Below are 23196 nucleotides of genomic sequence, written 5' to 3'. Positions count from 1 at the left end.
CAATTCTATCCTCCCAATGACGACCAGCCTAGCGAGAGGAAATTTGGCTGTGACGCTGGAAAATCCTGATCACTTGTATAAGCTCAGCTTATGCGAAGCTTGCGCCATCTGCTGCCGTCGGCCGGCAGCCTGATCGTTTTCGAGGCCGCCGGGCGGCTGTCGAGCTTTACCGCCGCCGGGCGAGAGCTCGGCATGACGCAGGCTGCCGTTTCTTATGCGATCCGCGGGCTTGAAGAGCAGCTCGGCGCGAAACTGTTCCAGCGCCGCCATCGGCAGGTCAGCCTTACCGAAGCCGGCGATCGCTTCCACGCCGACGTCTCGCTCGGCCTGTCGCACATCCGCAGGTCAGCGGAGAACCTGCGCCTGCAGGCGACTGGCGGCCATGTGACGCTCGCCGCGTCGACGGCCTTCGCCTCGTTCTGGATGATGCCGCGCCTGCAGCAGTTTCGCGACGAACTGCCGGGCATCGACCTGCGCATCCAGACCGCCGACCGCGATCTCGACATCATCGCCGAAGATATCCCGCTCGGCGTCCGCGGCGGCGAACCCAGGGAGTGGCCGGACTATCATTCGCTGCGGCTAGCCGACGAGGAAATATTCCCGGTCGCCGGCGCGAGCTATGTGGCGCGGTTCGGACTGCCGGAAACCGTCGAGGCTCTGCCATCACACCGGCTCATCCATCTCGAAGAGCCGTTTCGCGAGGCCGCGAGCTGGGACGAGTGGTTCCACTCGGCTGGGGTCAACATCACCGATGCCGGACGCGGCTTGCGCATCAACGACTACGCGCTGGTGATCCAGGCGGTCATGGAGGGGCAAGGCATTGCGCTCGGCTGGGGTCACCTCGCCGCGCGCCTGCTTGCCTCAGGACTGCTGGTGCGCGTCACCGACCACACGATGACGACCGGCAAGGGCTTTCACATCATCTGGTCGAGAAACCGGGAGCTCAGCGACAATGCTCGCAAGGTGCGGGACTGGCTGGCCGCGCAAGCATGAGCTCGCCTATCTTCTGCCACGGGCCTCGGCGTATGTATCTAGTGCTTCCGCGCAAGTCTCGAATCCGCTTATAGTACCCCATGCCCATCCGCCAGCTTTCCGAAACGATGATCAACCAGATCGCCGCCGGCGAAGTCATCGAGCGTCCGGCAAGCGTGGTCAAGGAACTGGTCGAGAACGCACTCGATGCCGGCGCTGCCAGAATAGAGATCGTCACCGCCGGCGGCGGGCTGAACCTGATCCGCGTCACCGACGACGGCTCCGGTATCCCGGAGAAGGAACTGGCGCTGGCGATCGCGCGGCACTGCACCTCGAAGCTCGCCGACAACATTCACGACATCCGCTCGCTCGGCTTTCGCGGCGAAGCGCTGCCGTCGATAGGCTCGGTGGCGCGGCTGTCGATCCGCTCGCGCACCGCCAACGGCGACAGCGCCGCCGAGATCGGCATCGAGGGCGGCCGCGTGTCCGCCGTCAAGCCGGCGGCCGCCAATCGCGGCACCACGGTCGAGGTGCGCGACCTGTTCTTCGCCACGCCGGCGCGGCTCAAATTCATGAAGGGCGAGCGCGCCGAAAGCTCAGCAACCAGCGATGTGATCAAACGCATCGCCATCGCTTTCCCAGCCGTACGCTTCACGCTGGCCGGTTCCGACCGCTCGACGCTGGAACTGCCGGCGACCGACGACAGTCCGGAAGGCCGGCTGCGCCGCGTCGCGCAAGTGATGGGCGCCGACTTTCCGGAGAATGCCATCGCCATCGATGCCATGCGCGACGGCGTGCATCTGGCCGGCCACGTCTCGATCCCATCCTTCAGCCGCGCCAACGCGCTGCAGCAATACGCCTATGTCAACGGCCGGCCGGTGCGCGACAAGCTGATCGCCGGCGCCATCCGTGGCGCCTTCGCCGACGTGCTGCCGCGCGATCGACATGCGGTGACGGTGCTGTTCCTGACGCTCGACCCGGCCATCGTCGACGTCAATGTCCATCCAGCCAAGGCCGATGTCCGCTTCCGCGATCCGGGACTGGTGCGCGGGCTGGTCGTCGGCGCCATCCGCGAAGCGCTCGCCAATGCCGGCATCCGTGCCGCCACATCAGGGGCGGCCGGCATGATGGCGGCATTCCGGCCGGGCGCAGCGTCCTATGCGCATGCTGGGCCGGCCAACGGCCATCGCAGCTATGAAGCGGCTTACCGGGCCTCTGGCTTCGCCGGTTTCGATCCTTCCCGCTCGCCGCAGAGGCCGCTGGACCTGGGCTTGGAAGGCGAGGGATTTGAACACCCTGAACCAGGAAACGGCGGCTTCGGCGAAAACGATCAGGCGGTGTTCGACGCCGGACCGCTTCACAGCGCCGACGCGCGTGCCGGACAGATTGAGACGGCGGAGACGCTGCTTGGCATGGTGCTAGGTGCCGCACGGGCGCAAGTACACGAGAACTACATCGTCGCGCAGACCAGGGATTCGCTTGTTATCGTCGACCAGCATGCGGCGCATGAGCGGCTGGTCTACGAGGCGCTGAAGAACGCACTGCATGCGCGCGCCGTGCCGTCGCAGATGCTGCTTTTGCCCGAGATCGTCGACCTGTCGGAAGAGGATGCCGAGCGGCTTGCCATGCATTCCGAAACGCTGGCCCGCTTCGGCCTCGCCGTCGAGCGCTTCGGCCCGGGTGCGGTCGCGGTACGCGAGACGCCGTCGATTCTCGGCGAAACCAATGTCCAGCAGCTGGTGCGCGACCTTGCCGACGAGATCGCCGACAACGACACGGTCGACACGCTGAAAGGGCGGCTGGACAAAATAGCCGCGACCATGGCCTGCCACGGCTCGGTGCGTTCCGGCCGCCTGCTCAAGCCAGAGGAGATGAACGCGCTGCTGCGCCAGATGGAAGCAACGCCGGGCTCCGGCACCTGCAACCATGGCCGCCCGACCTATATCGAGCTCAAACTCGCCGACATCGAAAGACTGTTCGGCAGGCGTTAGCTTGGGATGCAAAAAGAGCCGCTCTTCAGCGGCTCTTCTGAGTCAAGGGACCGCTGAGTCAAGAGACCGCCCCAAAGCTTTGATTCACCTCTTCAAATTCACCACGATCACGCCGCCAAGCGCCAGTGCGCCGCCGAGAATGCCAAGCAGCGTCGGCACCTCGCCCAGCCAGAAGAAGCCGATCAGCGTCGCCACCGGCGAAACCAGATAGAGGAAGTTCGAGGCACGGGCTGCAGGCAGCCGGGAAAGTGCTGTCGCCCAGGCCGCGTAGGCGATGAGGCTTGGCACGATGCCGAGAAAGATGACCGCGCCTAGGCCGGCGCTATCGGCAACCGCCGCCTGCGCCAGGCCGCTCGGCAGGAAAGGCAGCAGGCAGAGCGCGCCGAGCACCATGTTCGAGGCCGAAATGGTCAGCGGATGATGGCGGGCAAACAGCGGCTTTTGCACGATGGTGTTGACGGCCGAGCACAGCGCAGAGCCAAGGACCAACAGCGCGCCATTGTTGAAATGCAACCCTTGCCCCTCGCCCATGGCGATGATGCCGATGCCGGCGAAGGACAGAAATGTGCCGGCCCAGGCCAGGCCTGAGAAGCGTTCGCCGAGCAGCGCCATCGCCAGGATCGCAGTGAAGATCGGGCTGACATTGATGATGAAGCCGGCGGCACCCGCCGAAACGGTTAGTTCGCCGAAATTGAGCATCACCGTGTACAGCGCAACGAAGACGGCGCCGCCGAACCCGAAGCGCCACAATTCATCGAACCGGGGCAGTGCCGGCCGCTTGACTGCGAGGAAGATCGCCGCCGGCACCGCAGCGATGGCGAAGCGTAGCGCGCCGAGTTCCAGCGGCCCGAAGGCGGCGAGGCCGGCACGGATCGCCGGGAACGCGGAGGCCCAGCCGACCACCGTCAGCGCCACCGCAATGGCCGCCGTGGTATCTATCCGCTGTGTCGTATTCAACGTGCCGGTACAGGCGCTCATTTCATTGTTCTCGCGTTTCTTGTCCTCAAACAAACAAAACGCCTTTCCTGGCCGATTGACAAACGACCAAATCGAGAGTGAGCTGTGACTATGGATCACAGCTCGGACGCGATGCTGCCGCTCGAAACTCTGCGCGCGTTCGACGCCGCGGCACGGACGGGCAGCTTTTCGGCGGCTGCCGAAAAACTCAACCTCACTCATGGCGCCGTCAGCCGGCAGATCGCCAAGCTCGAGGACTGGCTCGGGCTGAAAGTGTTCGATCGCGGCGCGCGTGGGGTATCGCTGACGATCGAAGGCAACCGCCTGCATCTGCGCACCACTGAGGCCTTCGCCCTGATCGCAAGCAATTCGGACCGCTGGATCGAGCCGCGCGGCACCGCCGTGGTGCGGCTGACCTCTATCCCGTCGGTCAGCGGGCTGTGGCTGATGCCGCGCATGGCGGCGCTGGAAAACAATCCGTCCAAGCTGCGCATCGTGCTCGATGTCGATATCCGCCAGGCGGACCTTGCCGATGAGGGCATCGATCTGTCGATCCGCTGCGGCCGCGGCCGCATTCCCGGCCGCGTCTCGGTGCAGCTGTTCGAGGAACATGTGTTTCCGGTCGCCTCGCCGGACCTCGCCCGCGAGATCGGCCGTGGCGACCCTGCCCGGCTGCTCAAATTTCCGTTGATCAATGATTCGGATGCTTCGGCCTGGCGCGCCTGGTTTGCCGCGCAGGATATCGACTATCGTCCGCGCCCACAGGACCGGCGCTTCGAGGATTACAATCTGGTGCTCGATGCTGCCACTCACGGCCTCGGCATCGCGCTGGCGCGGCCACCGATGACCGAGCATCAACTGAAGTCAGGCCGCATCGTCGCTGTGGACGACCGGATCGTTCTCAGCCCGATATCCTATTGGCTCGACCGGCCTATAGGGCGACCGCGCGCCGCCGCCGCCGAGCTTGCCCGGCGCATCGCGGCCCAGGCCGGGCTGGCGGCGGAAAAGATCGAGGAGTTCATCGAAGCCGAGCAGTAGGATGACGGACATCCACTTTGCCGGCTTGCTCGGCTGGTTGTCGTCCGAAACGGAGCCGACCAAACCCAATCTTGTCTCGCTCCAAGCTTGACCTTGCCGGCAATTTGTGGCGATGACATCGTCATGAACCTTGGCTCCATGTCATGATGAACCGCTTTGAAGGCCCCGGCGGCAAGGAAGCCCGTATCCGCTACCTGGACGGGGACTTCCAGGTGACCAGCCCCGGCGCTTTCGTGCGCTGCGCGGTAACCGGCGAAAGCATCCCGCTCGATGAGCTCAAATATTGGAGCGTCGCTAGGCAGGAGCCCTATGTGAGTGCCGCGGCCTCGCTGCGCCGCGAGATCGAGGCACATCCCGAAATGCGCAGCCGGCGCTAAACCAGCTCCGGATCGGCTCCAAAGTCAGCCCTGCAGCTTGCGCTGCCGCCAGGCATCCAGCGTCTCGTCGATGATGCGTTGAGGCACGTGGCCGGGATCGAACACGGTGTCGATCTCCAGCACATCGAGCTGTCCGAGGAAATCGGCGGAGGCGGCATCGTGGCGCAGCCGGGCGGCGTCCTTGGCGGTGGTGATGAGGCCAAGTCCGGCACCTCGCGCTGTCGTTGCCAGTTCGGCAAGCTCGTCCTCGCCATAGAAATGATGGTCCGGAAACGCCCGGGTCAGCGCAACCTCGCCACCGGCCTCGCGGACCGTGTCGAAGAATTTGTCGGGATGGCCGATGCCGGCAAAGGCCAGAAATCGCTTGCCGGCCAACACCGCCTTGCTGCTTGGCCGTGTATGCGCCTCGAAGATCGGCCGGCCGGCACGCGCCGCCTGGCGGACGACCGCATCGGCAGCAAGGCCCTCGCCCATCTTCAGCAGCGCGCTGGTGAAAACCAGTTGGTCGACGATATCGGCCCTGAGCGGACCGCCAGGAATAACGTGGCCGTTGCCGACGCCGTAGCGTGCATCGACGACGACCAGCGCATAGTCGATATGGATGCGCGCGCTCTGGAAACCGTCATCCATGATCAGGAAATCGCAGCCATGCTTTTCCAGCAGAAGGCGCGCGCCGGCGGCACGGTTAGGCGTCACTGCGACCGGCGCGTGCTCGGCCAAAAGCAGCGGCTCGTCGCCGACATGTTTGGCGGCGTCGTGATGCGGATCGACGACATGCGGCTGCGCGAAGGAGCCGCCATGGCCGCGCGACAGGAAACCGGGATTGAGCTGCATGCGCCTGGCCTGCCGGGCCAAGGCGATCGCCACCGGCGTCTTGCCAGTGCCGCCGACGGTGAAGTTGCCGACGCACAGCACCGGCGCCTCGACCTTTTCGCGCGATGCTGAGCGCATGCGGCGGCCGGCAATGAGCGCATAGATCGCGGACAGCGGCGCCAGCGCCAGCGCCCGCCAGTCCGGTTCTTCCCACCAGAAGGGGGGCGCTTCGCTGGCCATCTTAGCGGCCGTTGGCGCCCTTGAGGCGCGACTTGACGACCAACGGCTGAATGTAGGGTTCGAGCGACTTCAACGTGAGCGCCAGCGCGCCGCGCATCTCGTCGACGGTCGCCGCGCCGGCCGCCATCATCTCATGGCGAGCCACCTCGTTGCTCAACAGGAAATTGACGGCGCCGGCCAGCATGTCGCGGTCGCGCACCAGCTTGGCGCCGCCGCTGTCGAGCAGGCGCTGATAGGTCTCGCGAAAATTCTGGACATTGCGGCCGGCCAGCACCGCCGTGTCGAGCATGGCCGGCTCCAGCGGGTTCTGGCCGCCCTCGGAGGTAAGCGAACGACCAACGAAGGCGATCTCTGTCAGCCTGAGATAAAGCCCCATCTCGCCCATCGTGTCGCCGAGCAGAATGTCGGTATCGGCGGTGGTCCGGTCGCCCTTGCTGCGCCGAGCGACTTTCAGGCCCATGCCAGAAATCTGCGCGGCAAGCGCGTCGGCGCGATCGGGATGGCGCGGGACGACGATCGTCAAAAGACCGTGGTGACGCTTGTGCAGCATCGCGTGAACCTCGGCAGCGACCACCTCCTCGCCGTCATGGGTCGAGATCGCCGCCCAGGTCGGGCGGGCGCCGATCTGGCGCTTCAGCGTGTACAGCGCCCTTTCATCGGCCGGCGGCGGCGTGGTGTCGACCTTGAGATTGCCGGATACCGTGACCGGCCGGGCGCCGAGCGAGAGGAAGCGCTCGCCGTCGACATCCGACTGGGCGACGACATGGGCGAGATTCTCGAACAGCGCCTCGGCGATGTTGGCGCGCTTCTTCCAGGATTTGTACGAACGGTCCGACAGCCTGCCATTGACCAGCACCTGCGGCACACGGCGTGCGCCGAGCTCCAGGATGGTCATCGGCCAGATCTCCGATTCGGCGATGATCGCCAGATCCGGCCGCCAATGGTCGAGGAAGCGGCTGACCGCCGGCTTGAGGTCGAGCGGCACATATTGGTGGATGATGCGGTCACCGAGCCGCTCGTCGGCAACCTGAGCGGAGGTGACAGTCCCCGTCGTCAGCACAATGTTGACGCCGTAGTCGAGGATGCTCTCGACCAACGGCACGACCGCGATTGTCTCGCCGACGCTCGCCGCATGGATCCAGATCACCGGCCCTTCGGGCCGCTCGCGCCCGGCGATGCCATAGCGCTCGCGCCGGCGAATTCGGTCCTCCTTGCCCCTGGAGGTGCGCCAAGCGACATAGGGCCCGATCAGCGGGTAGGCGGCTGCGCCTGCGAAACGATACGCCGTCAGGAAAGTGCGCGCCCAGCGCTCGCTCATTTTGAGCCATCCACGAGGCTGTAAGCCTCGGCGGTCGCGGCGTTGAGCGCGGCCGTGACCTCCTGGCGCTTGCGTCCCATTTCGGTCTCATCCGCATTGGCCGGAACGAACACCGGCGCTCCGACGATGATCGAGGAGCGGCCGAACGGCAGATTGATCGTGGTCTTGTCCCAGCTGCGCTCCAGCACCTTGCGGCGGCTGGTGGCGATCGCGACAGGCAGGATCGGTCGGCCCGAAAGCCGTGCCAGGAGAACGATGCCAAGCCCCGCGTCGCGCGGCGTTCCATGGGGAATGTCAGCGATCATGGCAACGTTCTTGCCGGTGGCGAGTGACTTTTTCAGGGCAATCAACGCTTTGGCACCGCCCTTATCGCGACGCTTCGAGCTTTCGCGTCCGCCCGAGCCGCGCACCGCCTCGATGCCGAATTTTTCGAGCATCAGTGCGTTGAGCTCGGCATCGGCACTACGCGACACCATGGCGACCAGCGGCCGTCCGCTGGGATAGTAGGCCGGTGTCAGAAGATGCTGGCCGTGCCACAGCGCGATGATGATGGGTTCGAACTGCGAGTAGGCGCCGCCCGACATCTGCGCCGATCCGTCGACAACACGGTTGGTCAGGCGGACAAGGCGAACGAACTGCGCAAACACGCTGGCGATGGCGTTCTTGGCGAATCGCGATTGCGCCAGCGGTTCGCGTATTTTGCGCCAGATTGTCTTCGAGCTGTCACCGCGGCGCCCTCTTACCGCGGACCTCGTGGCCGGCCCTTTCACGGCGTCATGATCCATCAATCTCAACCGGCAGGCTTGTTGTCGGGGTCGAGCAACCGGTGCAGGTGAACGACGAAATAACGCATGTGGGCATTGTCCACGCTGGCTTGGGCCTTGGCTTTCCACGCCGTTTGCGCGGATTGATAATCGGGATAGATGCCGACTATGTCGAGCGCGTCGAGATCACGGAATTCTGTCCCGCCCAGCGTCTTCAGTTCGCCGCCGAACACCAGGTGCAAAAGCTGCTTCTTTCCGTCTTCCGCGGTCATGTCGGTCCTTCACATATCGTGAGTTTATGACAGGTCTAGACCAAAGCCGCCGACTTTGGAACCATTGATGATATGTTCAGCCGTCCAGCCCTGCGACGACGCCGGAGAGCACGGCGAGCAGTTCGCCGCTGCCGGCAACCAGCGCGCCGTGGTGGATCACTTCACCGGCATAGCGCGGCGGGCGGCCCTTCTGGTCGAGCAATGCGCCGCCGGCTTCGCGCAGGATGAGATCCGCCGCGGCGATGTCCCAGTCATGTGCGTTGGGTTTGACGAAGGTCGCGTCGAGCCTGCCATTGGCGACCATCGCCAGCCGGTAGGCGAGCGAGGGAATATAGGGCACGCGGCTCAGCCGGCCCTGCCATTCCGCCGGCATCAGGGCGATCAACGGCTTCGGGCCGCCAATTTCCACCATTGCTGCCGGGCGGCGCACGGCAATGCGACGGCCATTCAGGAACGCCCCCTCACCGGGCAGTGCCCAATAGGTCTCCTCCGTGGCCGGACATTCGAGCACACCGGCAAGCGTGCGGCCGTCCTCGACCACCGCGACGCTGACGCACCAGGAGCGAAGGCCTTCGAGGAAGCCGCGCGTGCCGTCGATCGGATCGACGACGAAGGTGCGGCGGGCGGCAAGCCTTGCCGGATCGTCGGCTGTCTCCTCCGACAGCCAGCCATAGTCCGGCCGCGCTGCAAGCAAGGTTTCGCGCAGATAGGCGTCGGCGGCGTGATCGGCCTCGCTCACTGGCGAGGTGCCGCCCTTCATCCACACTTGCGGATTGTTGCCGAAATAGCGCATGGCGATGGCGCCCGCCTCGCGGGCGGCGTCGCGCAGCAGCGGCAGATCCTCGCGAGCCCCGGCAGAGGTGACCTGGTCAAGCTCCGGCAAGGGTCATGCCTTCGATCAGAAGTGTTGGTGCGGCGGTGCCGAAATTGCGATCGAGATCGCTCGCCGGAACCATGTTGAGGAACATGGTCTTCAGGTTCGAGGCGATGGTCACTTCCGCAACCGGATAGGCGAGCTCGCCATTTTCGATCCAGAAGCCGGAAGCGCCGCGGCTGTACTCGCCAGTCACCATGTCGACGCCCTGGCCGAACACTTCGGTGACGTAGAAGCCTGATTTGAGCGACTTGATGAGGTCTTCGGGCGTTCGCTCGCCCGGCTCGATAGCGAGGTTGGTTGACGACGGCGAGACGGAGGAGCCGTTGCGCGAGCCGCGCCCGTTGGTGGTCAGCTCCAGTTCCCGCGCGACCGAGGTCGACAGGAACCAGTGGTTCAAAACGCCCTTCTCAACCATGAGCAGCTTTTCGCCCTCGATGCCTTCGCCGTCGAACGGGCGCGATGCCTGGCCGCGGAGCCGGAGCGGCTCGTCGGTGACGGTGATCGCCGCCGCCGCTACCTGCTTGCCCATCATGTCGCGCAAAAAGCTGGTCTTGCGCGCGACGGACGCGCCGTTGATGGCGCCGGCGAGATGGCCGGCGATGCCGCGGGCGACGCGCGGGTCGAACACCACGTCGACCGGCCCGGTCGCAGCCTTGCGCGCGCCGATGCGCCGCGCGGCGCGTTCGCCGGCCTTGCGGCCGATGTCCTCGGGTGCGTCCAGGTCGGAGAAATGCTGGCGCGAGGAGAATTCATAATCGCGCTCCATGCCGGTGCCCTCGCCGGCAATGACGCTGGTCGAGCGCGAAAAGCGGGACGCGACGTAGTGGCCGACAAAGCCGTGCGAGGTGGCGAGCACCAGCCCGCCAAGGCCGGCGCTGGCGCCGCTGCCGGCCGAATTGGTAACGCCCTTGACGGCAAGGGCCGCCGCTTCCGCGGCCAGCGCTGCTTCCTTCAACTGGTCGGCCGAAACTTCCGTCGCGTCGAACAGATCGAGGTCGCGCGGCTTCCTGACCAGCAGGGCCGGATCGGCGAGTCCCTGATAGGGATCTTCCGGCGAGACTTTCGCCATCGCCACGGCGCGCTCGGCTAGCGCTTTCGGGTCGGAGGCAGCGGTTGCCGAGACGCTCGCCACCCGCTTACCGACGAAGACGCGCAGCGAGACATCCTCGCTCTCGGACGCCTCCGTACCCTCGACCTTGCCAAGCCGCACCGACACGCCGGTCGAACGGCCGCGCACCGCAACCGCGTCGGCGGCGTCGGCGCCGGCCCGTTTGGCAGCCTCGACCAGGGCCGCGACGCGGTCGGTCAATTTCGCTGAGTCCAGCGTATCGGTCATGCACATAATCCTGTTTTTCCGCCTGACATAAGGGGCGGCCGCTCCGCACCATCTATTGTTCCGATGTGGCTTGTGCAATGGCAGAAGTCGCAAGCGGGGTAGATCGGCCAACAGACACGATCGGAGCGGGGTCCTCAAACGCTGCTCGCGGCGGTTTCGGACTGGCGGATGGCCCAGTGACGCCGTGCTCCGACCTCATGCGGACGTTCGAATGCGGTAGCGCCTTTGTCCTTTCCACTCATGATCGGCACCTGCCCGAAACCGTTAAATTTAGCGATTTCTTGTGTTCCCTTGGAACTTTGTAGCTTGCGTTCCAGTTTCAACCGCATGCGAGACTCTGTGATCCAAACCATCAGGACTGCGGTGAACGCGCCGCCGCGGTACTCGCTGGTCCTTCCCATCTACAACGAAGAACAGGTGCTGCCTCGACTGATCGAGCGGATCAATTCGCTGATCTGCCGGTTGGACGGAGAGGCTGAGGCGATCTTCGTCGATGACGGGAGCCTCGATGGAAGCGTCGAATACCTTCGGAAAATGGTCGCCGTCGAGCCGCGCTTCCGGCTGATCGAACTTTCCCGCAATTTCGGCCACCAGGTCGCGATCACGGCAGGCATGGACGCAGCTGCGGGTGATGCCGTCATCGTCATGGATGCCGACCTGCAAGACCCGCCGGAGGTGGTTCTCGATCTGGTGGAGAAGTGGAAGGAAGGCTTCGAGATCGTCTATGCCCGCCGTGTCAAGCGTGAGGGCGAATCCTGGTTCAAGCGCTTGACGGCGAGCCTCTTCTACCGCCTGCTGGAGAAGATGACGTCGGTCGACATCCCGCGCGACGTCGGCGATTTTCGCCTGGTCGGGCGCAAGGCTCTGGAAACCTTCAAGCAAATGCCGGAACACGACCGTTTCGTCAGGGGCATGTTCGCCTGGATGGGGTTCAAGCAGACGGCGGTGCCTTTCGAACGTCCCGCGCGGACCCTCGGCCAGACCAAATACCCATTCTGGAAGATGATGCACCTTGCCGTTCACGGCATCGTCAGCTTCTCCGAGAAGCCGCTGCGCATGGCGCTGTGGGGCGGATTGGCCATCTCCGCGCTTGCGGTGGTGTTCGGTGCTTACGCCATCTTCGCCTGGATTTTTGAAACTGGCATCATTGCCGGCTGGACATCCACCGTGGTGATCGTGTCGCTCCTTTGCGGCATCAATCTTTTCATGACCGGCGTGGTCGGGCTCTATGTCGGCGGTATCCACGCCGAGGTCAAACGCCGTCCGCTTTACGTGATCGATCGGGTCGCCGGCTTCGACAAGGCACTGCGTGCCGCCAGCCCGGATGAGAGCCGTCGATCGTTTCGAAAACCCAGGAACGGAGCCTCGGCTGATGGCCGAACTCTTCGACAGCTATAAATCAAATTATGGCGAGGCGGTCGCAGGATCCATCCGGTTTTCCGGCCTCAGGCACGACTTCTTTCTTATCGCCAAAGCCGACCTGCTGCAGCGTCTTGTCGTCGAGCGAAGGCTTCGGCAGGATGGTGCCGGTGTGCGGGCGCTGGATGTCGGCTGCGGTGTCGGATCGCTCCACCCTTATCTCGAAGGCGTCTTCGTGAGCCTGGATGGCTGCGACGTCTCGGAGGAATCGATCCTGCGCGCCGGCCAGGACAATCCACGTGTGAGCTACAGAGCCTGCACCACGCCGAGCCTGCCTTATAAGGACGGGGCGTTCGATCTGGCATTCGCCAGTTGCGTCGTCCACCATGTTCCGCCCGCCTCCTGGTGCGATTTCTTCCGGGAAATGCGGCGCGTCGTGCGGCCGGGCGGCGTCGCCTGCATCATCGAGCACAATCCCTATAATCCGCTGACGCGTCTTGCGGTGTTCCGGTGTCCGTTCGATCAGGATGCGGTCCTGCTCAACGCCGCCAAAGCAAGGTCCCTTTTTCAGGAGACGGGCTTCAGGGATGTCCGATCCGAGCACTTCCTGCTGCTGCCGTCGGCCAGGCCTTTTGCCAGAAAACTCGAGCGTCTGCTCGCGCGCCTACCGCTCGGAGCCCAGTATGCCTGCAGTGCGTATGTCTGAGCGCCGTTCGACCGCCGGCGCCGGGCTGAAGCTGCTGGCGCGCTTCGGGTTGGTCGGCATCGCCGCGACAACGCTGTATGCTGTCTTGGCTATCGCCTTGGTCGAAACGAGATGGATCGGCTTCTCGCCTGTCCAAGCGTCGCTTGCGGCTTACGCCGCGGCTGCCGTGTTTTCGTATCTCGCCCACAAATCAGTAACCTTCATGTCGAACGGATCGCATCGATCGGAAGCTGCGCGTTTTCTCCTGCTGACGTCGACAGGTTTCGCCGTGGCTTACGCGGCGCCGGCGCTTTTGACGGCGAAACTCGGCCTGCCGCCCATCATTGCCATTCTGGTTACATGCCTGCTTATTCCAGCGGTCAATCTGCTCATGCTCGACCGATGGGTTTTTGCGCAGCGAGGACCCGGCGCGCAAGGCGACCGCTCTACCTAAGCGCGTCGCGTTTGAATGGATTCAGGCGACGCGCGTAAGTTCTTGTTTTTATGCATGTCGTTATCGCAAAACCGCTGCGCACTTTTGCGCGACATGCATCAATCCATCTCAATGGCATCCAGCCGGAACGACACCAGCTTGATGGAGCGCTTATAGATGTTGCTGGCGGCCGGAGTTGGCGGAATGCCGTCGAGATAATCGAAGGCAATTTCGAGTGTATCGGCCTTGCCGAGCGCCGCCGGTGGAATGACGAACGAGACCATTCGTGGTTCTTTGCCAGACAGCGTCACAGCATGCGCCCGAACGCCATTCACCGAGATCACAATCCTCTGCGTGACCTGTGGTGGGCGAATGACGGCGGCCATTTGCAGCGTGGCTGTCAGTTCGTTGCGCATCGGCGGTATCTTTACGCGAAGCCGCGAGGTCTCGCCTAGGGAATGGGTGCCGTCGGCAACGGGTCCCGACCAGCCGCAGACCTTTATACTGGCTGCCTGTTCGGCGCCGTCGTTCCGGAACGATACCGTCTGGCCAAATGTGTAGCTGCCAACGGCATCGCGATTGAGGCAGGTCGTCGTCCGATCGATGTAATAAGCGCGATAATCGGCATTGACGTTTGGATTGAGAGCAAGCGCAAGGATGAGGATCTCGGACCCGGCCAGAACCGCCGCCAGCGCGTAGCCGCCGAGCGAGGCGGCGCGTCTGTAAGGCCCCAGACTGTCAGACCAGGGCAAGATAGCCTCCGATCCACGCCACAGTCGTGAAATAACAGGCGCCAAGGAAGAGAACCAAAGCTGCGAGCCAAATAAGCCTCGACGCCGACAACAGGACGGCGAGCAACATTGTCAGAGGCGCAAGCCCAATGACGTATCTGACCATCGAGGCCAGGTTGGTGATCAGCGGCAGGACAATGCAGAGCGCGCAGAACAGTGCCGCGCCATATTGCCTGCGAGCCGCCAGAACGGCCGACAGCGCCAATCCCGTGATCGCGGCGAGCGCGCTCCATTGCGGCGCCGTGGGCAGCCAGCCCGTCTTCGGGACGGCGGAGAGCCCGTCCCACACAAAAACCAGCGGATTACCGGCCACCCGTCCAAACGCGCGCTGGATGTGCAAGAACGCAAAGCCGTCTCCGACGGTGAGGTACAGGAACAGGATGTAAGCGAACAAACCGGCTGGCGAGATGAGGACAGCGACCAGCAGATCCGGCCGGCCAAGCACCCAGCGCGGGAAAGACAGCTCCGATCCGCCCTGCTCGCGGTGTTCCCTGAACATTTGAATGACGGTCGCAAATACGACGAAGACGCCGACGAGCCTCGTCGCCGACAGGAGCGCGGATGAAACGCCCGCGGCGAGATAGCTGGAGCGCTTGAGCGCCAGAAAAACGCACGAGGTGAGGAGCACGAAAAGCGGTTCGCTCAGGAAGGTCGTGAAGTGAAAGGAGAACGGGCCGCTGAGCAGAAAGGCGCAATACAGCACATAGGCGCGCATGTTCTTGTCCAGCAGCGGCCAGGCCACCAGACAGGCGGCGTAGCTGCAGGCGATGGAGGTGACCGTCGCGACCAGTATCGTCTGGAAAGGAAAGACAACCCGGATCGCCGCCACCAGCATCGGGTAGAGCGGGAAGAAGCCCCAGCGACCGACATTGCTGTGGTTTGGAATGGGAAAGCGCTCATAGCCCTGTTCACTGATGCCAATGTACCAGGCGCAATCCCACCGGCAGAGCGCGTGGGCATAAGCCTCGAAACCTGGTTCCTCCGACACAGAAGCAAATGCCGCATAGCGAATGGCCAGTCCGCTGATCACGAACAGCAACGGCACCGCCGCGACGGTCAGGACCATGGCGCGAGCGCCAGCGCTCGGATGCGCAACTTCGAGCGCCAACTCTGCCTCCACCCATTCAAGTGGCTGGCGCCACTCTCCTTCTAAACTAGCGCCGTCGGGGCAAATTCAAGACATCCCTTTCGTCGGCGGCATCATCTTCGTCCCGTATCACGAGTCTCTCAGCCAGACGAGCATCTCGCCGGGATCGCGGTTGTCCCAGGCAAAATAGGGCACGGCGGTGATTTTTGCTTCCTCCACCGCCGGCGGTTCGGTGCGATAGAGGCCGTTGTCCCAGTTTTCAAACGCCTCTTTCCTGGCAATAGCTGAAAGCGTGACGACGCCGCCCAGAAGGTTCGGCTCCTCATGCGCCTCGATGTCTGCCGTGCGTGGCAAGGCGATGCGGTGCAGCTGGCCGGCATTGTCGGTCTGCTCGACGCAATAGATCAGCGGACCGCGGGCAAGCGCGACGCGGCCGATATCCTGCCGGACCTCCGGATTGGCGTAGAGCCGGTCGACCGCCATTTCGAGATCGAGCTCGACCTGGTCACCCGTGCGCCACTCACGCCGGATCGCGGCATAGCCGTCGCTGGTTACATCCTCCAGATCGACTGCCTCTCCGTTCACCTTGAGCGCCGCGTTGCGGCACCAGGCCGGCAGGCGCAGGTGCAAGGTGAACGCGGTCGGCGCCTCGGGTTCGACGCCGATCGAGACCGCGCCGTCCCATGGATAGTTGCTGGCCTGGCTCAGCTCTATTTGCGTCCCTGCTATATCGAAACGAGCCGTACTGTTTCCATAGAGATGGACGGCCAGTGCATCGTCGGACAGGCTGTAAAAATAGCTGCCGATCGAAGCCACCATGCGGCCGATGTTGGGCGGGCAGCAGGGGCAGCGATGCCATTTCCAGCGATTGTGCTTGCCCCGGCTTTCCAGCGGATTTTCATAGAAGAACAGCGAGCCGTCGAGCGACAGGCCCGAGATCGAGCCGTTGTAAAGCGCTCGCTCCATCATGTCGGCGTAACGCGCATTGGGCCCCATGCCGAGCATGCGGCTCGCCCAGAACACCAGGCCGACCGAAGCGCAGGTCTCGGCATAGGCGGTTTCGTTGGGCAGGTCGTAGTCGGCAGTAAAGCCTTCATTGTGCGACGACGGCCCGATGCCGCCGGTAATGTAGAGGTTCTTGGTGGTGAGATCGTCCCACAGCCGGTCGAGCGCCACGCGCAGCGTGTCGTCGCCATATTCGGTGGCGATATCGGCCATGCCCGAATAGAGATACATCGCCCTGACCGCATGGCCGACGACCTTGTCCTGTTCGCGCACCGGCTTGTGCGACTGGCTGTATTCATAGGTTTTGAAATGATAGGTCTTCGGATCGGCGCCGCGGGCCCGCGCCTCCTCGTCGAAATAATGCGGCTCAAGGCCGCGCTGGTCGATGAAGTACTTTGCGAGGTCCATGTACTTTTGCTCGCCCGTGGCGCGCGCGAGCTTGACCAGCGCCAGCTCGATCTCCTCGTGGCCGCAATAGCCCTTCCTCTTGCCGGGCTCGGGACCGAACGTCTCGGCGATGTGGTCGGCATAGCGGCACATGATGTCGAGCAGCTTGCGTTTTCCAGTGGCTTGGTAGTAGGCGACCGCGCCTTCGATCAGATGGCCGGCGCAATAGAGCTCGTGGCAATCGCGCAGATTGGTCCAGCGCAAGCCCGGCTGGATGCGCTGGTACCAACTCGACAGATAGCCGTCGGGCTGCTGCAGCTTGCCGTACATATCGATGACGGCGTCGATCTTCTTCTCCAGCTCGTCATTACGGCGGCGATAGAGCGAGTAGGCGGCGGTCTCGATCGTCTTGCCCCAATCGCTGTCCCAGAACATCTGCGTCGTCACCGTCGATCCGGTGAACTCGTTGCCGGCGGCGGCTGCCTCGTCCGGCGAGGGGGAATGGAACGGAATGACGACGCCCGGCGATGGCCGGTCCGGATCGATCTGCTCCAGCATGCGCGCCTCGACGCAGCGGTCATAGAGGATGTCGGCGGTCCTGGTGGCCACGGCATCGACACGGTCGCCCCAGAAGCCGCGCACATCGACCTGCGGCACGGGCAGCGGACGGAAGGCGAGTTTCGGCTTGCCCAACGTGGTGCCCTGAAGGGCCGACTGCGATGCGGTCATCAATTTACTCCGTTCGATAGGGATCACTTCACGGCCCCTGCCATGAGGCCGCGGATGTAGAAGCGCTGCAGCAGCAGGAAGAGCACCAGGCATGGCACCATCATCACGGTGACGCCGGCCTGCACCGCGCCCCAGTCGATGGCGCCGAAGCGGCCGGACTGAAGCGCCGTCATCATGATCGGCAGCGTGAATTTGGACTGGTCTGTCATCAGCACCAGCGCTGCCAGGAATTCGTTCCAGGCGCCAAGGAATGCGAACAGCGCGATGGTGACGATGCCCGGCCAGACCAGCGGCAGCATCACCTGCAGCAGCATGGTGACGTTGTTGGCGCCGTCCATGCGGGCGGCTTCCTCGATCTCGCGCGGAACCGCGTCGAAGGCGTTGCGCATCATGAAGATCGAGAACGGCAGCTGCAGCGTGACATAGACGCAGACCAGCCCGGTCAGCGTGTTGTGCAGGCCGATCTTGGTCAGCACCAGGAAGATCGGCGTCAGGATCGACTGGAACGGGATCATGATCGTCGACAGGATGAGGACGAAGAGCAGGTTCTTCAGCGGAAAGCGGAAGCGCGAGAAACCGTACCCGGCCAGCACGCTGACGATCACCGACAGCACCACCGTCATGACAGAGACATAGATGCTGTTTTGCGCCGGCAGCCAGAGGCCGTCGCCGAAAGTGTTGAGCGTGGCGTAATTCTCGACCGAAAAACCCGTCGTCGGCCAGGGCGGCAGCGGCGGCTGGCGCGATTCCTGCGCTGGCTTGAACGCCGAAAGCACGGTCCAGACGATCGGCGCCAGGAACAGCATCGAGGCGATGATGCCCGTCGCGTGCTCGGCGATCTGCATGCCGATGCGGCGTTTGCGGCTCTTTGCCTGCGCCATCAGTCAACGCCCTCCGGTTGGCGCAGCAGGCGCAGCTGGATGAGGCTGAGCGCGACCAGGATGACCAGCAGGATCATCGACAGGGCGGCGCCATAGCCGAGCTTGAACGACACGAATGACTGGTTGAAAATCCAGTAGACGGCGGTCAGCGTCTGGTTGCGCGGCCCGCCGCGCAGGATGATGTAGAACTGGTCGAAGGCGAGCACCGAGCCGGCAACCGACAGGATCAGCGCCAGCGCCAACGTGCGGCGCATCAGCGGCAGAGTGATGGCGCGAAACCGCGCCAGCCGCCCTGCCCCGTCGATCATCGCCGCCTCCTGCAGATCCGGCGGGATCGATTGCAGGCCGGTCATCAGGATGATCATGGTGAAACCCGCCACCTTCCAGACGACCATGGCGATGATCGACCAGAACGCCGGCTGGAAGGTCGCCAGCAAATTGACCTTCCTTTCGGTCAAGCCGAGCTCGAAGGCGGCCGGGCTGAACAGGCCGGAATCGACGTTGAGCAGCCACGACCAGAGCAGGCTGGCCGATGCGAAACCGATGACCGCCGGCATGAAGAAGGATGTCCGGTAGAAGCCGGTCAGCGGCCGCGGCCTTTCGATGAACAGCGCCAGCGGAAAGGCGACGGCGAAGATCGCGATCGTCACCACCACCGTGTAGTAGCCGGTGAAACGCAGCGCGTTCCAGAACCTGGTATCGCGCAGGATGGCCCAGTAATTGTCGAGGCCAATGAAGGAGTGCGCGCCCATCAGCGGCCAGTTGTGCAGCGACATCCACGCGGTCATGCAAAGCGGGATGATGAAGAAGACGACGACCAGCGCGACGGCCGGCGCGACATAGAGCAGGCCGATCCACTGCCGGCGGCCGGCGCCGACCAGTTTGCGGCGACGGGCGGGGGTGGTGGTTGCTGATGTTGCGATTGAGGTCATGCGCGGCCGCTCCCCTTTCCTTCTCCCCTTGTGGGAGAAGGTGGATCGGCGCGTAGCGCCGAGACGGATGAGGGGTGTTGGACGGAGTGCTGTCGGAGCCAAGCTGGAGCACCCCTCATCCGTCGCCTTCGGCGACACCTTCTCCCACAAGGGGAGAAGGTGGAGCGAACGGCCCGACAAGGCTTGAGTTCCTCGCCCCCGCCAGAGGCGGGGGGGGGGGGGGGGCGGCGCGGCCCCCCCGGGGGGGGGGGGGGGGGGGGGGGGGCCCCGCCGCGGGGGGGGGTGGGGCCCCCCCCCCCCCCCCCGGGCCGCGCCCCCCCCCCCCCCCCGGGGGGGGGGGGGGGGGGCCCCCCCCCCCCCCGGAGAGGGGGCTTTCGTAGGGCGCAGTCCCCCTCTCCGTCTCGGCTCCGCCGAGCCACCTCTCCCCCACTTCGTGGGCGAGGAACCCAAGCTGGAATGAACAGGCGTTCATTAGTAAACCCGCTCAACCCGCACTACTCTGCGGATAGCAGATGATCGAGAGATAGCGCATCGGCAGGACTGTCAGCACTTCCGGCCCGTGCGGCGCATCGGCGTCGAAGAACAGGCTGTCGCCGGGCTTCATCGGATAGAGGTTGTTGCCGTGCCGGTAGGTGACCTCACCTTCGAGCATGTAGAGGAACTCCATGCCTTCGTGCTGGAAGGTCGGAAACACGTCGGAATCCTCGGTCAGCGTGATCAGATAGGGTTCGACCACGACGCCGCTGGTGTTGGAGCCGATATGGCCGAGCAGATTGTACTGGTGGCCGGCACGCGTGCCGCGCCGCTCGACGTCGAGGCCTTCGCCAGCCCTGACGAAAACGGCGCTGCGCTCTTCCTCGAAACGGCGGAAGAAAGCGGTAACCGGAACGCCGAGCGCCCGCGACAACGCCTGCAAAGTGGTCAGCGACGGCGAGGTGATGCCGTTTTCGATCTTCGACAGCATACCAAGCGAAATATCGGTGGCAGCTGCAAGATCGGCGACGGTGATGCCGAGTTTTTTGCGAAACGCCCGCACCTCGCGACCGATCGCGACCTCGAGGACTTTTTCGCGTGTGTCGCGAACGGCGTGCGGGTCCTGGCTTAGTGGCGTCCGGATCGTTGCCACGCCCTTCGGCGATGGCTTGGCCTTGGAAGGGGCTGCCCCATTCCTGGAATTGAAAGCTTTTTTCGCCATTTCGCCACCCCGGGTTCTGCGGATTTATTTCACTCGGGGTGAACATATTCGGTGCGGGTACCTGAGCGCAACTGCGAAGGCACTTTGTCGAACAGCGTGCTCTCCGATTTTTCCGCCGTCAGCGGTTTTGCCCAGAATCCGATCTGGTGAACGTGGTTTCAGCAGAACGCCTGTTGACAGCATCGAAGGGGCAATTACTGTCCTGTCAGTGAAATTTGTTTCGTTAGGGAAATGAGACCGGGAGGCCCGCAATGAAAAGTCGTGTTGCCGTCATTGGAGCCGGACCCTCCGGCATGGCCCAGCTTCGAGCCTTCAAATCGGCTGCCGACAAGGGTGCGGACATTCCGGAAATCGTCTGCTTCGAAAAGCAGTCCGACTGGGGCGGCCTGTGGAATTACACCTGGCGCACCGGCCTCGACGAGCATGGCGACCCGGTGCATGGCTCGATGTACCGCTACCTCTGGTCGAACGGGCCGAAGGAATGCCTCGAATTTGCCGACTACACGTTTGAGGAGCACTTTGGCCGTCCGATCGGCTCCTATCCGCCGCGCGCCGTGCTGTGGGACTACATCAAGGGCCGCGTCGAAAAATCCGGTGTGCGCCAATGGGTGCGCTTCAACAGTCCGGTGCGCATGGTGACCTTCTCCGACACGACGAAAAAGTTCACCGTCACCGCGCATGACCGCACCAACGACGTCACCTATTCGGAGGAGTTCGACAACGTCGTCGTCGCCTCGGGGCACTTCTCCGTGCCCAACGTCCCTTATTTCGAAGGTTTTTCGACCTTCAACGGCCGCATCCTGCACAGCCATGATTTCCGCGACGCCATGGAATTCAAGGACAAGGACATCCTGATCATCGGCCGCTCCTATTCGGCCGAGGATATCGGCTCGCAATGCTACAAATACGGCGCCAAATCGATCACCTCAAGCTACCGCTCGAAGCCGATGGGCTTCAAATGGCCTGACAACTGGAAGGAAGTACCGCTGCTGCAGAAGGTCGTCGGCAAGACCGCGCATTTCAAGGACGGCAGCACCAGGGATGTCGACGCCATCATCCTGTGCACGGGCTACCTGCACTCGTTCCCGTTCCTCACTGAGGATCTGAAGCTCAAGACCGCCAACCGCATGTGGCCGGACGGGCTCTATGAGGGCGTCGTCTGGGAGAAGAACCCGCAGCTGTCCTATATCGGCATGCAGGACCAGTTCTACACGTTCAACATGTTCGACGCGCAGGCCTGGTTCGCGCGCGACGTCATCATGGGCCGCATCAAGCTGCCTTCGGCCGAGGCGATGGCGGAACACGGCAGGAAATGGCGGGCGCGTGAGGAAACGCTGGAAGACGCCGAGCAGATGATCTGGTTCCAGGGCGACTACACCAAGGAGCTGATGGAGCAGACCGACTATCCAGGCTTCGACGTCGAGGCTGTCAATCAGACCTTCATGGAGTGGGAACACCACAAGGTGGAGAACATCATGACGTTCCGCGACAATGCCTATCGCTCGCTGATGACCGGCACGATGGCGCCGCTGCACCATACGGCCTGGCTGCAGGCGATGGACGATTCGATGGAATCCTATCTCGAGGTGAAAGGCGTGGCGGCAGAGTAGCGGCTTCCTCGCCGCACCGGGCTGCATGACAGCCTGCCCAGCTTGCAACCCCTCGACCCCGTCAAATCCTCTGTGCAGAGGCGCACTTTTGCGCGACATCCATTACTTGCTGAAAGCCTCGCGCACGTCCTTCGTCGCCTCGATGATCCGCTCGAGCAGGGCATGGAGATCGTCGCGGTGGCCGCTGCGGGCGGCGGGGCCGTTTTCATCTGAAGTCATGACCACGGTCAACGCGCGCCCGGGCACAACATAGACCATCTGCCCGCCATACCCCCACCCGTAGAAGACTGCTTCGCCCGCGATCTGACGGATGAACCAACCATAGCCATAACCGTCACCGGTGAAACGGGAGGCTGTGCGTGGCTGCCAGGAGAGCTTGATCCAATCGGCCGGCACGAGCTGCCGTCCGCCGCGGCTCATCCCGCCGCTGCGGTAGAGCTCGCCAAAGGCGAGCAGCGAGCGCGGGCTCATGGCCATCTGGTTGCCGCCGAGATAGATGCCCTGTGGATCGCGATCCCAGGCGGCGATGGAAAAGCCCTCCTGCTGCCCCAGCCATTCGCGCGCCAGTTCCAGCGTTGAGCGGCCGGTCCGGCGCGTCAGGATCGCCGAAAGGAGATGGGTCGAGCCGGTGGAATAGAGCATGGTGCCGCCTGGATCGTCGTTGAAGGGCATGGCGAGCGCTGCCCGCACCCAGTTGTCGCTTGCCACCCAGCGCCCGTAGTTTGGGCCGGAGGTCCGACCCAGCCCTGCCTGCATGGAAAGCAGATGACCGATCGTAACCTCCTGGAGCCGCGGATCCACGTCGGCGGGCAGGTCGGCCTGAAGAAGCGGAGCGATCTTCTGGTCAGGGCCTTGGAGCACGCCCTTGTCGATGGCGATGCCGACGAGCGCGGAGATGATCGACTTGGAGGCCGATTTTATGTTGCCAGGACGTGCCGGTGAGTGACCGCGATAGCCACGCTCCGCGACCACCGCGCCCTCATGCGCAATGACAACCGTGCGCAGCGGCGTCAGGCGCTCGGCCTCATCAAAGAGCTTTTCAAGCCGCTCCTCCAGGCCGTCCGCACCGTGAGCGGCGACGGAAAGCATGAGGAGGAAGGCTAGAATCACGGTGGGACGTTTCAGCATGAAGCCAGCTTGGGATGCA

At 63.8% G+C, this 23196-nt stretch carries 23 protein-coding genes; 8 read left to right on the top strand and 15 right to left on the bottom strand.

The genetic code is table 11. The features are described from left to right. Positions 1–90 precede the first annotated feature (90 nt). Both AC0L25_RS08650 and mutL read left to right on the top strand, forming a co-directional pair. Complete coding sequence (locus AC0L25_RS08650) at positions 91–993, top strand: LysR substrate-binding domain-containing protein (protein WP_352951803.1); 903 nt, start codon at positions 91–93, stop codon at positions 991–993. 80 nt (positions 994–1073) lie between these two features. Further along, the gene (mutL, locus tag AC0L25_RS08645; protein ID WP_473595104.1) at positions 1074–2963 is read left to right on the top strand and encodes a DNA mismatch repair endonuclease MutL; all 1890 of its coding nucleotides are present in this window, start codon (positions 1074–1076) and stop codon (positions 2961–2963) included. An 84-nt stretch (positions 2964–3047) separates the two neighbouring features. On the opposite strand, the gene AC0L25_RS08640 is transcribed toward mutL, so the two are convergent. After that, positions 3048–3941 (bottom strand): DMT family transporter, encoded by an 894-nt coding sequence (locus AC0L25_RS08640; protein WP_473595103.1) that lies wholly within the window; start codon positions 3939–3941, stop codon positions 3048–3050. A 90-nt stretch (positions 3942–4031) separates the two neighbouring features. On the opposite strand from AC0L25_RS08640, the gene AC0L25_RS08635 reads away from it, so the two are divergent. Further along, a complete protein-coding gene (locus AC0L25_RS08635) occupies positions 4032–4958 on the top strand; it encodes a LysR substrate-binding domain-containing protein (RefSeq protein ID WP_473595102.1) in 927 nt (308 codons plus the stop codon). 143 nt (positions 4959–5101) lie between these two features. Beyond that, a complete protein-coding gene (locus AC0L25_RS08630) occupies positions 5102–5335 on the top strand; it encodes a DUF2093 domain-containing protein (RefSeq protein ID WP_095496171.1) in 234 nt (77 codons plus the stop codon). A gap of 24 nt (positions 5336–5359) precedes the next feature. On the opposite strand, the gene lpxK is transcribed toward AC0L25_RS08630, so the two are convergent. From lpxK to AC0L25_RS08595, 7 genes are all read right to left on the bottom strand, one after another. After that, positions 5360–6388: a tetraacyldisaccharide 4'-kinase gene (gene lpxK, locus AC0L25_RS08625; protein ID WP_473595101.1), complete on the bottom strand. Its 1029-nt coding sequence runs from the start codon at positions 6386–6388 to the stop codon at positions 5360–5362. Position 6389: 1 nt separating this feature from the next. Then, the gene (gene waaA, locus AC0L25_RS08620; protein ID WP_352951799.1) at positions 6390–7706 is read right to left on the bottom strand and encodes a lipid IV(A) 3-deoxy-D-manno-octulosonic acid transferase; all 1317 of its coding nucleotides are present in this window, start codon (positions 7704–7706) and stop codon (positions 6390–6392) included. After that, complete coding sequence (locus AC0L25_RS08615; protein WP_473595100.1) at positions 7703–8491, bottom strand: lysophospholipid acyltransferase family protein; 789 nt, start codon at positions 8489–8491, stop codon at positions 7703–7705. Before AC0L25_RS08615 ends, waaA begins: the two co-directional genes overlap by 4 nt. A 5-nt stretch (positions 8492–8496) precedes the next feature. Next, on the bottom strand, positions 8497–8742 hold the full coding sequence (locus AC0L25_RS08610; protein ID WP_027153864.1) for a DUF4170 domain-containing protein: 246 nt from the start codon (positions 8740–8742) through the stop codon (positions 8497–8499). Positions 8743–8818: 76 nt separating this feature from the next. Next, the gene (locus AC0L25_RS08605) at positions 8819–9625 is read right to left on the bottom strand and encodes a 3'(2'),5'-bisphosphate nucleotidase CysQ (RefSeq protein WP_473595099.1); all 807 of its coding nucleotides are present in this window, start codon (positions 9623–9625) and stop codon (positions 8819–8821) included. After that, the gene (locus AC0L25_RS08600) at positions 9612–10955 is read right to left on the bottom strand and encodes a TldD/PmbA family protein (RefSeq protein WP_473595098.1); all 1344 of its coding nucleotides are present in this window, start codon (positions 10953–10955) and stop codon (positions 9612–9614) included. The genes AC0L25_RS08605 and AC0L25_RS08600 overlap by 14 nt, the downstream gene beginning before the upstream one ends. Before the next feature lie 134 nt (positions 10956–11089). After that, a complete protein-coding gene (locus AC0L25_RS08595; protein ID WP_473595097.1) occupies positions 11090–11284 on the bottom strand; it encodes a hypothetical protein in 195 nt (64 codons plus the stop codon). 10 nt (positions 11285–11294) lie between these two features. On the opposite strand from AC0L25_RS08595, the gene AC0L25_RS08590 reads away from it, so the two are divergent. The 3 genes from AC0L25_RS08590 to AC0L25_RS08580 are packed head-to-tail and all read left to right on the top strand — an operon-like array spanning position 11295 to position 13453. Continuing rightward, entirely contained in the window at positions 11295–12353 is a 1059-nt protein-coding gene (locus AC0L25_RS08590; RefSeq protein ID WP_473595096.1) for a glycosyltransferase family 2 protein, read from the top strand. Further along, positions 12328–13020 carry a class I SAM-dependent methyltransferase gene (locus AC0L25_RS08585; protein ID WP_473595095.1) on the top strand — a complete coding sequence of 231 codons (693 nt, stop codon included), beginning with the start codon at positions 12328–12330 and terminating at the stop codon, positions 13018–13020. The genes AC0L25_RS08590 and AC0L25_RS08585 overlap by 26 nt, the downstream gene beginning before the upstream one ends. Continuing rightward, positions 12998–13453: a GtrA family protein gene (locus AC0L25_RS08580; protein WP_473595094.1), complete on the top strand. Its 456-nt coding sequence runs from the start codon at positions 12998–13000 to the stop codon at positions 13451–13453. The genes AC0L25_RS08585 and AC0L25_RS08580 overlap by 23 nt, the downstream gene beginning before the upstream one ends. Positions 13454–13551: 98 nt before the next feature. Here AC0L25_RS08580 and AC0L25_RS08575 read toward each other — a convergent pair whose 3' ends face one another. The 6 genes from AC0L25_RS08575 to AC0L25_RS08550 form a co-directional block, all read right to left on the bottom strand. Then, complete coding sequence (locus tag AC0L25_RS08575) at positions 13552–14184, bottom strand: hypothetical protein (protein ID WP_473595093.1); 633 nt, start codon at positions 14182–14184, stop codon at positions 13552–13554. Then, positions 14171–15289 (bottom strand): hypothetical protein, encoded by a 1119-nt coding sequence (locus AC0L25_RS08570; protein WP_473595092.1) that lies wholly within the window; start codon positions 15287–15289, stop codon positions 14171–14173. Before AC0L25_RS08570 ends, AC0L25_RS08575 begins: the two co-directional genes overlap by 14 nt. A 150-nt stretch (positions 15290–15439) precedes the next feature. After that, positions 15440–17431 carry a glycoside hydrolase family 127 protein gene (locus AC0L25_RS08565; protein WP_473595091.1) on the bottom strand — a complete coding sequence of 664 codons (1992 nt, stop codon included), beginning with the start codon at positions 17429–17431 and terminating at the stop codon, positions 15440–15442. A gap of 23 nt (positions 17432–17454) precedes the next feature. Beyond that, positions 17455–18312: a carbohydrate ABC transporter permease gene (locus tag AC0L25_RS08560; RefSeq protein WP_473595090.1), complete on the bottom strand. Its 858-nt coding sequence runs from the start codon at positions 18310–18312 to the stop codon at positions 17455–17457. Then, positions 18312–19244 (bottom strand): carbohydrate ABC transporter permease, encoded by a 933-nt coding sequence (locus tag AC0L25_RS08555; protein WP_473595089.1) that lies wholly within the window; start codon positions 19242–19244, stop codon positions 18312–18314. Before AC0L25_RS08555 ends, AC0L25_RS08560 begins: the two co-directional genes overlap by 1 nt. 484 nt (positions 19245–19728) lie before the next feature. Further along, positions 19729–20439: a helix-turn-helix domain-containing protein gene (locus AC0L25_RS08550; protein WP_473595088.1), complete on the bottom strand. Its 711-nt coding sequence runs from the start codon at positions 20437–20439 to the stop codon at positions 19729–19731. Positions 20440–20690: 251 nt separating this feature from the next. Here AC0L25_RS08550 and AC0L25_RS08545 point away from each other — a divergent pair, with 251 nt between their 5' ends. Continuing rightward, positions 20691–22049 carry an NAD(P)-binding domain-containing protein gene (locus AC0L25_RS08545; protein ID WP_473595087.1) on the top strand — a complete coding sequence of 453 codons (1359 nt, stop codon included), beginning with the start codon at positions 20691–20693 and terminating at the stop codon, positions 22047–22049. Between the two features lie 102 nt (positions 22050–22151). Here the strand turns inward: AC0L25_RS08545 and AC0L25_RS08540 are convergent, their stop codons facing one another. After that, on the bottom strand, positions 22152–23177 hold the full coding sequence (locus AC0L25_RS08540) for a serine hydrolase domain-containing protein (protein ID WP_473595086.1): 1026 nt from the start codon (positions 23175–23177) through the stop codon (positions 22152–22154). Between the last annotated feature and the right edge of the window lie 19 nt (positions 23178–23196).

The organism is Mesorhizobium sp. WSM4813 (genome assembly GCF_055811555.1).
The sequence above is the reverse complement of the archived record's forward strand: the minus strand, read 5'-3'. Positions and strand labels throughout refer to the sequence as shown.

What these genes read in the sequence shown, in the direction of transcription:
- mutL (WP_473595104.1), top strand. Translation starts at nt 1,074, where the DNA reads ATGCCCATCCGCCAGCTTTCCGAAACGATGATCAACCAGATCGCCGCC.
- AC0L25_RS08640 (WP_473595103.1), bottom strand. Translation starts at nt 3,941, where the DNA reads ATGAGCGCCTGTACCGGCACGTTGAATACGACACAGCGGATAGATACC.
- AC0L25_RS08570 (WP_473595092.1), bottom strand. Translation starts at nt 15,289, where the DNA reads ATGGTCCTGACCGTCGCGGCGGTGCCGTTGCTGTTCGTGATCAGCGGA.
- waaA (WP_352951799.1), bottom strand. Translation starts at nt 7,706, where the DNA reads ATGAGCGAGCGCTGGGCGCGCACTTTCCTGACGGCGTATCGTTTCGCA.
- AC0L25_RS08555 (WP_473595089.1), bottom strand. Translation starts at nt 19,244, where the DNA reads ATGACCTCAATCGCAACATCAGCAACCACCACCCCCGCCCGTCGCCGC.
- AC0L25_RS08585 (WP_473595095.1), top strand. Translation starts at nt 12,328, where the DNA reads ATGGCCGAACTCTTCGACAGCTATAAATCAAATTATGGCGAGGCGGTC.
- AC0L25_RS08595 (WP_473595097.1), bottom strand. Translation starts at nt 11,284, where the DNA reads ATGCGGTTGAAACTGGAACGCAAGCTACAAAGTTCCAAGGGAACACAA.
- AC0L25_RS08560 (WP_473595090.1), bottom strand. Translation starts at nt 18,312, where the DNA reads ATGGCGCAGGCAAAGAGCCGCAAACGCCGCATCGGCATGCAGATCGCC.
- AC0L25_RS08635 (WP_473595102.1), top strand. Translation starts at nt 4,032, where the DNA reads ATGGATCACAGCTCGGACGCGATGCTGCCGCTCGAAACTCTGCGCGCG.
- AC0L25_RS08540 (WP_473595086.1), bottom strand. Translation starts at nt 23,177, where the DNA reads ATGCTGAAACGTCCCACCGTGATTCTAGCCTTCCTCCTCATGCTTTCC.
- AC0L25_RS08565 (WP_473595091.1), bottom strand. Translation starts at nt 17,431, where the DNA reads ATGACCGCATCGCAGTCGGCCCTTCAGGGCACCACGTTGGGCAAGCCG.
- AC0L25_RS08630 (WP_095496171.1), top strand. Translation starts at nt 5,102, where the DNA reads ATGATGAACCGCTTTGAAGGCCCCGGCGGCAAGGAAGCCCGTATCCGC.
- AC0L25_RS08610 (WP_027153864.1), bottom strand. Translation starts at nt 8,742, where the DNA reads ATGACCGCGGAAGACGGAAAGAAGCAGCTTTTGCACCTGGTGTTCGGC.
- lpxK (WP_473595101.1), bottom strand. Translation starts at nt 6,388, where the DNA reads ATGGCCAGCGAAGCGCCCCCCTTCTGGTGGGAAGAACCGGACTGGCGG.
- AC0L25_RS08600 (WP_473595098.1), bottom strand. Translation starts at nt 10,955, where the DNA reads ATGACCGATACGCTGGACTCAGCGAAATTGACCGACCGCGTCGCGGCC.
- AC0L25_RS08650 (WP_352951803.1), top strand. Translation starts at nt 91, where the DNA reads ATGCGAAGCTTGCGCCATCTGCTGCCGTCGGCCGGCAGCCTGATCGTT.
- AC0L25_RS08580 (WP_473595094.1), top strand. Translation starts at nt 12,998, where the DNA reads ATGCCTGCAGTGCGTATGTCTGAGCGCCGTTCGACCGCCGGCGCCGGG.
- AC0L25_RS08615 (WP_473595100.1), bottom strand. Translation starts at nt 8,491, where the DNA reads ATGGATCATGACGCCGTGAAAGGGCCGGCCACGAGGTCCGCGGTAAGA.
- AC0L25_RS08550 (WP_473595088.1), bottom strand. Translation starts at nt 20,439, where the DNA reads ATGGCGAAAAAAGCTTTCAATTCCAGGAATGGGGCAGCCCCTTCCAAG.
- AC0L25_RS08545 (WP_473595087.1), top strand. Translation starts at nt 20,691, where the DNA reads ATGAAAAGTCGTGTTGCCGTCATTGGAGCCGGACCCTCCGGCATGGCC.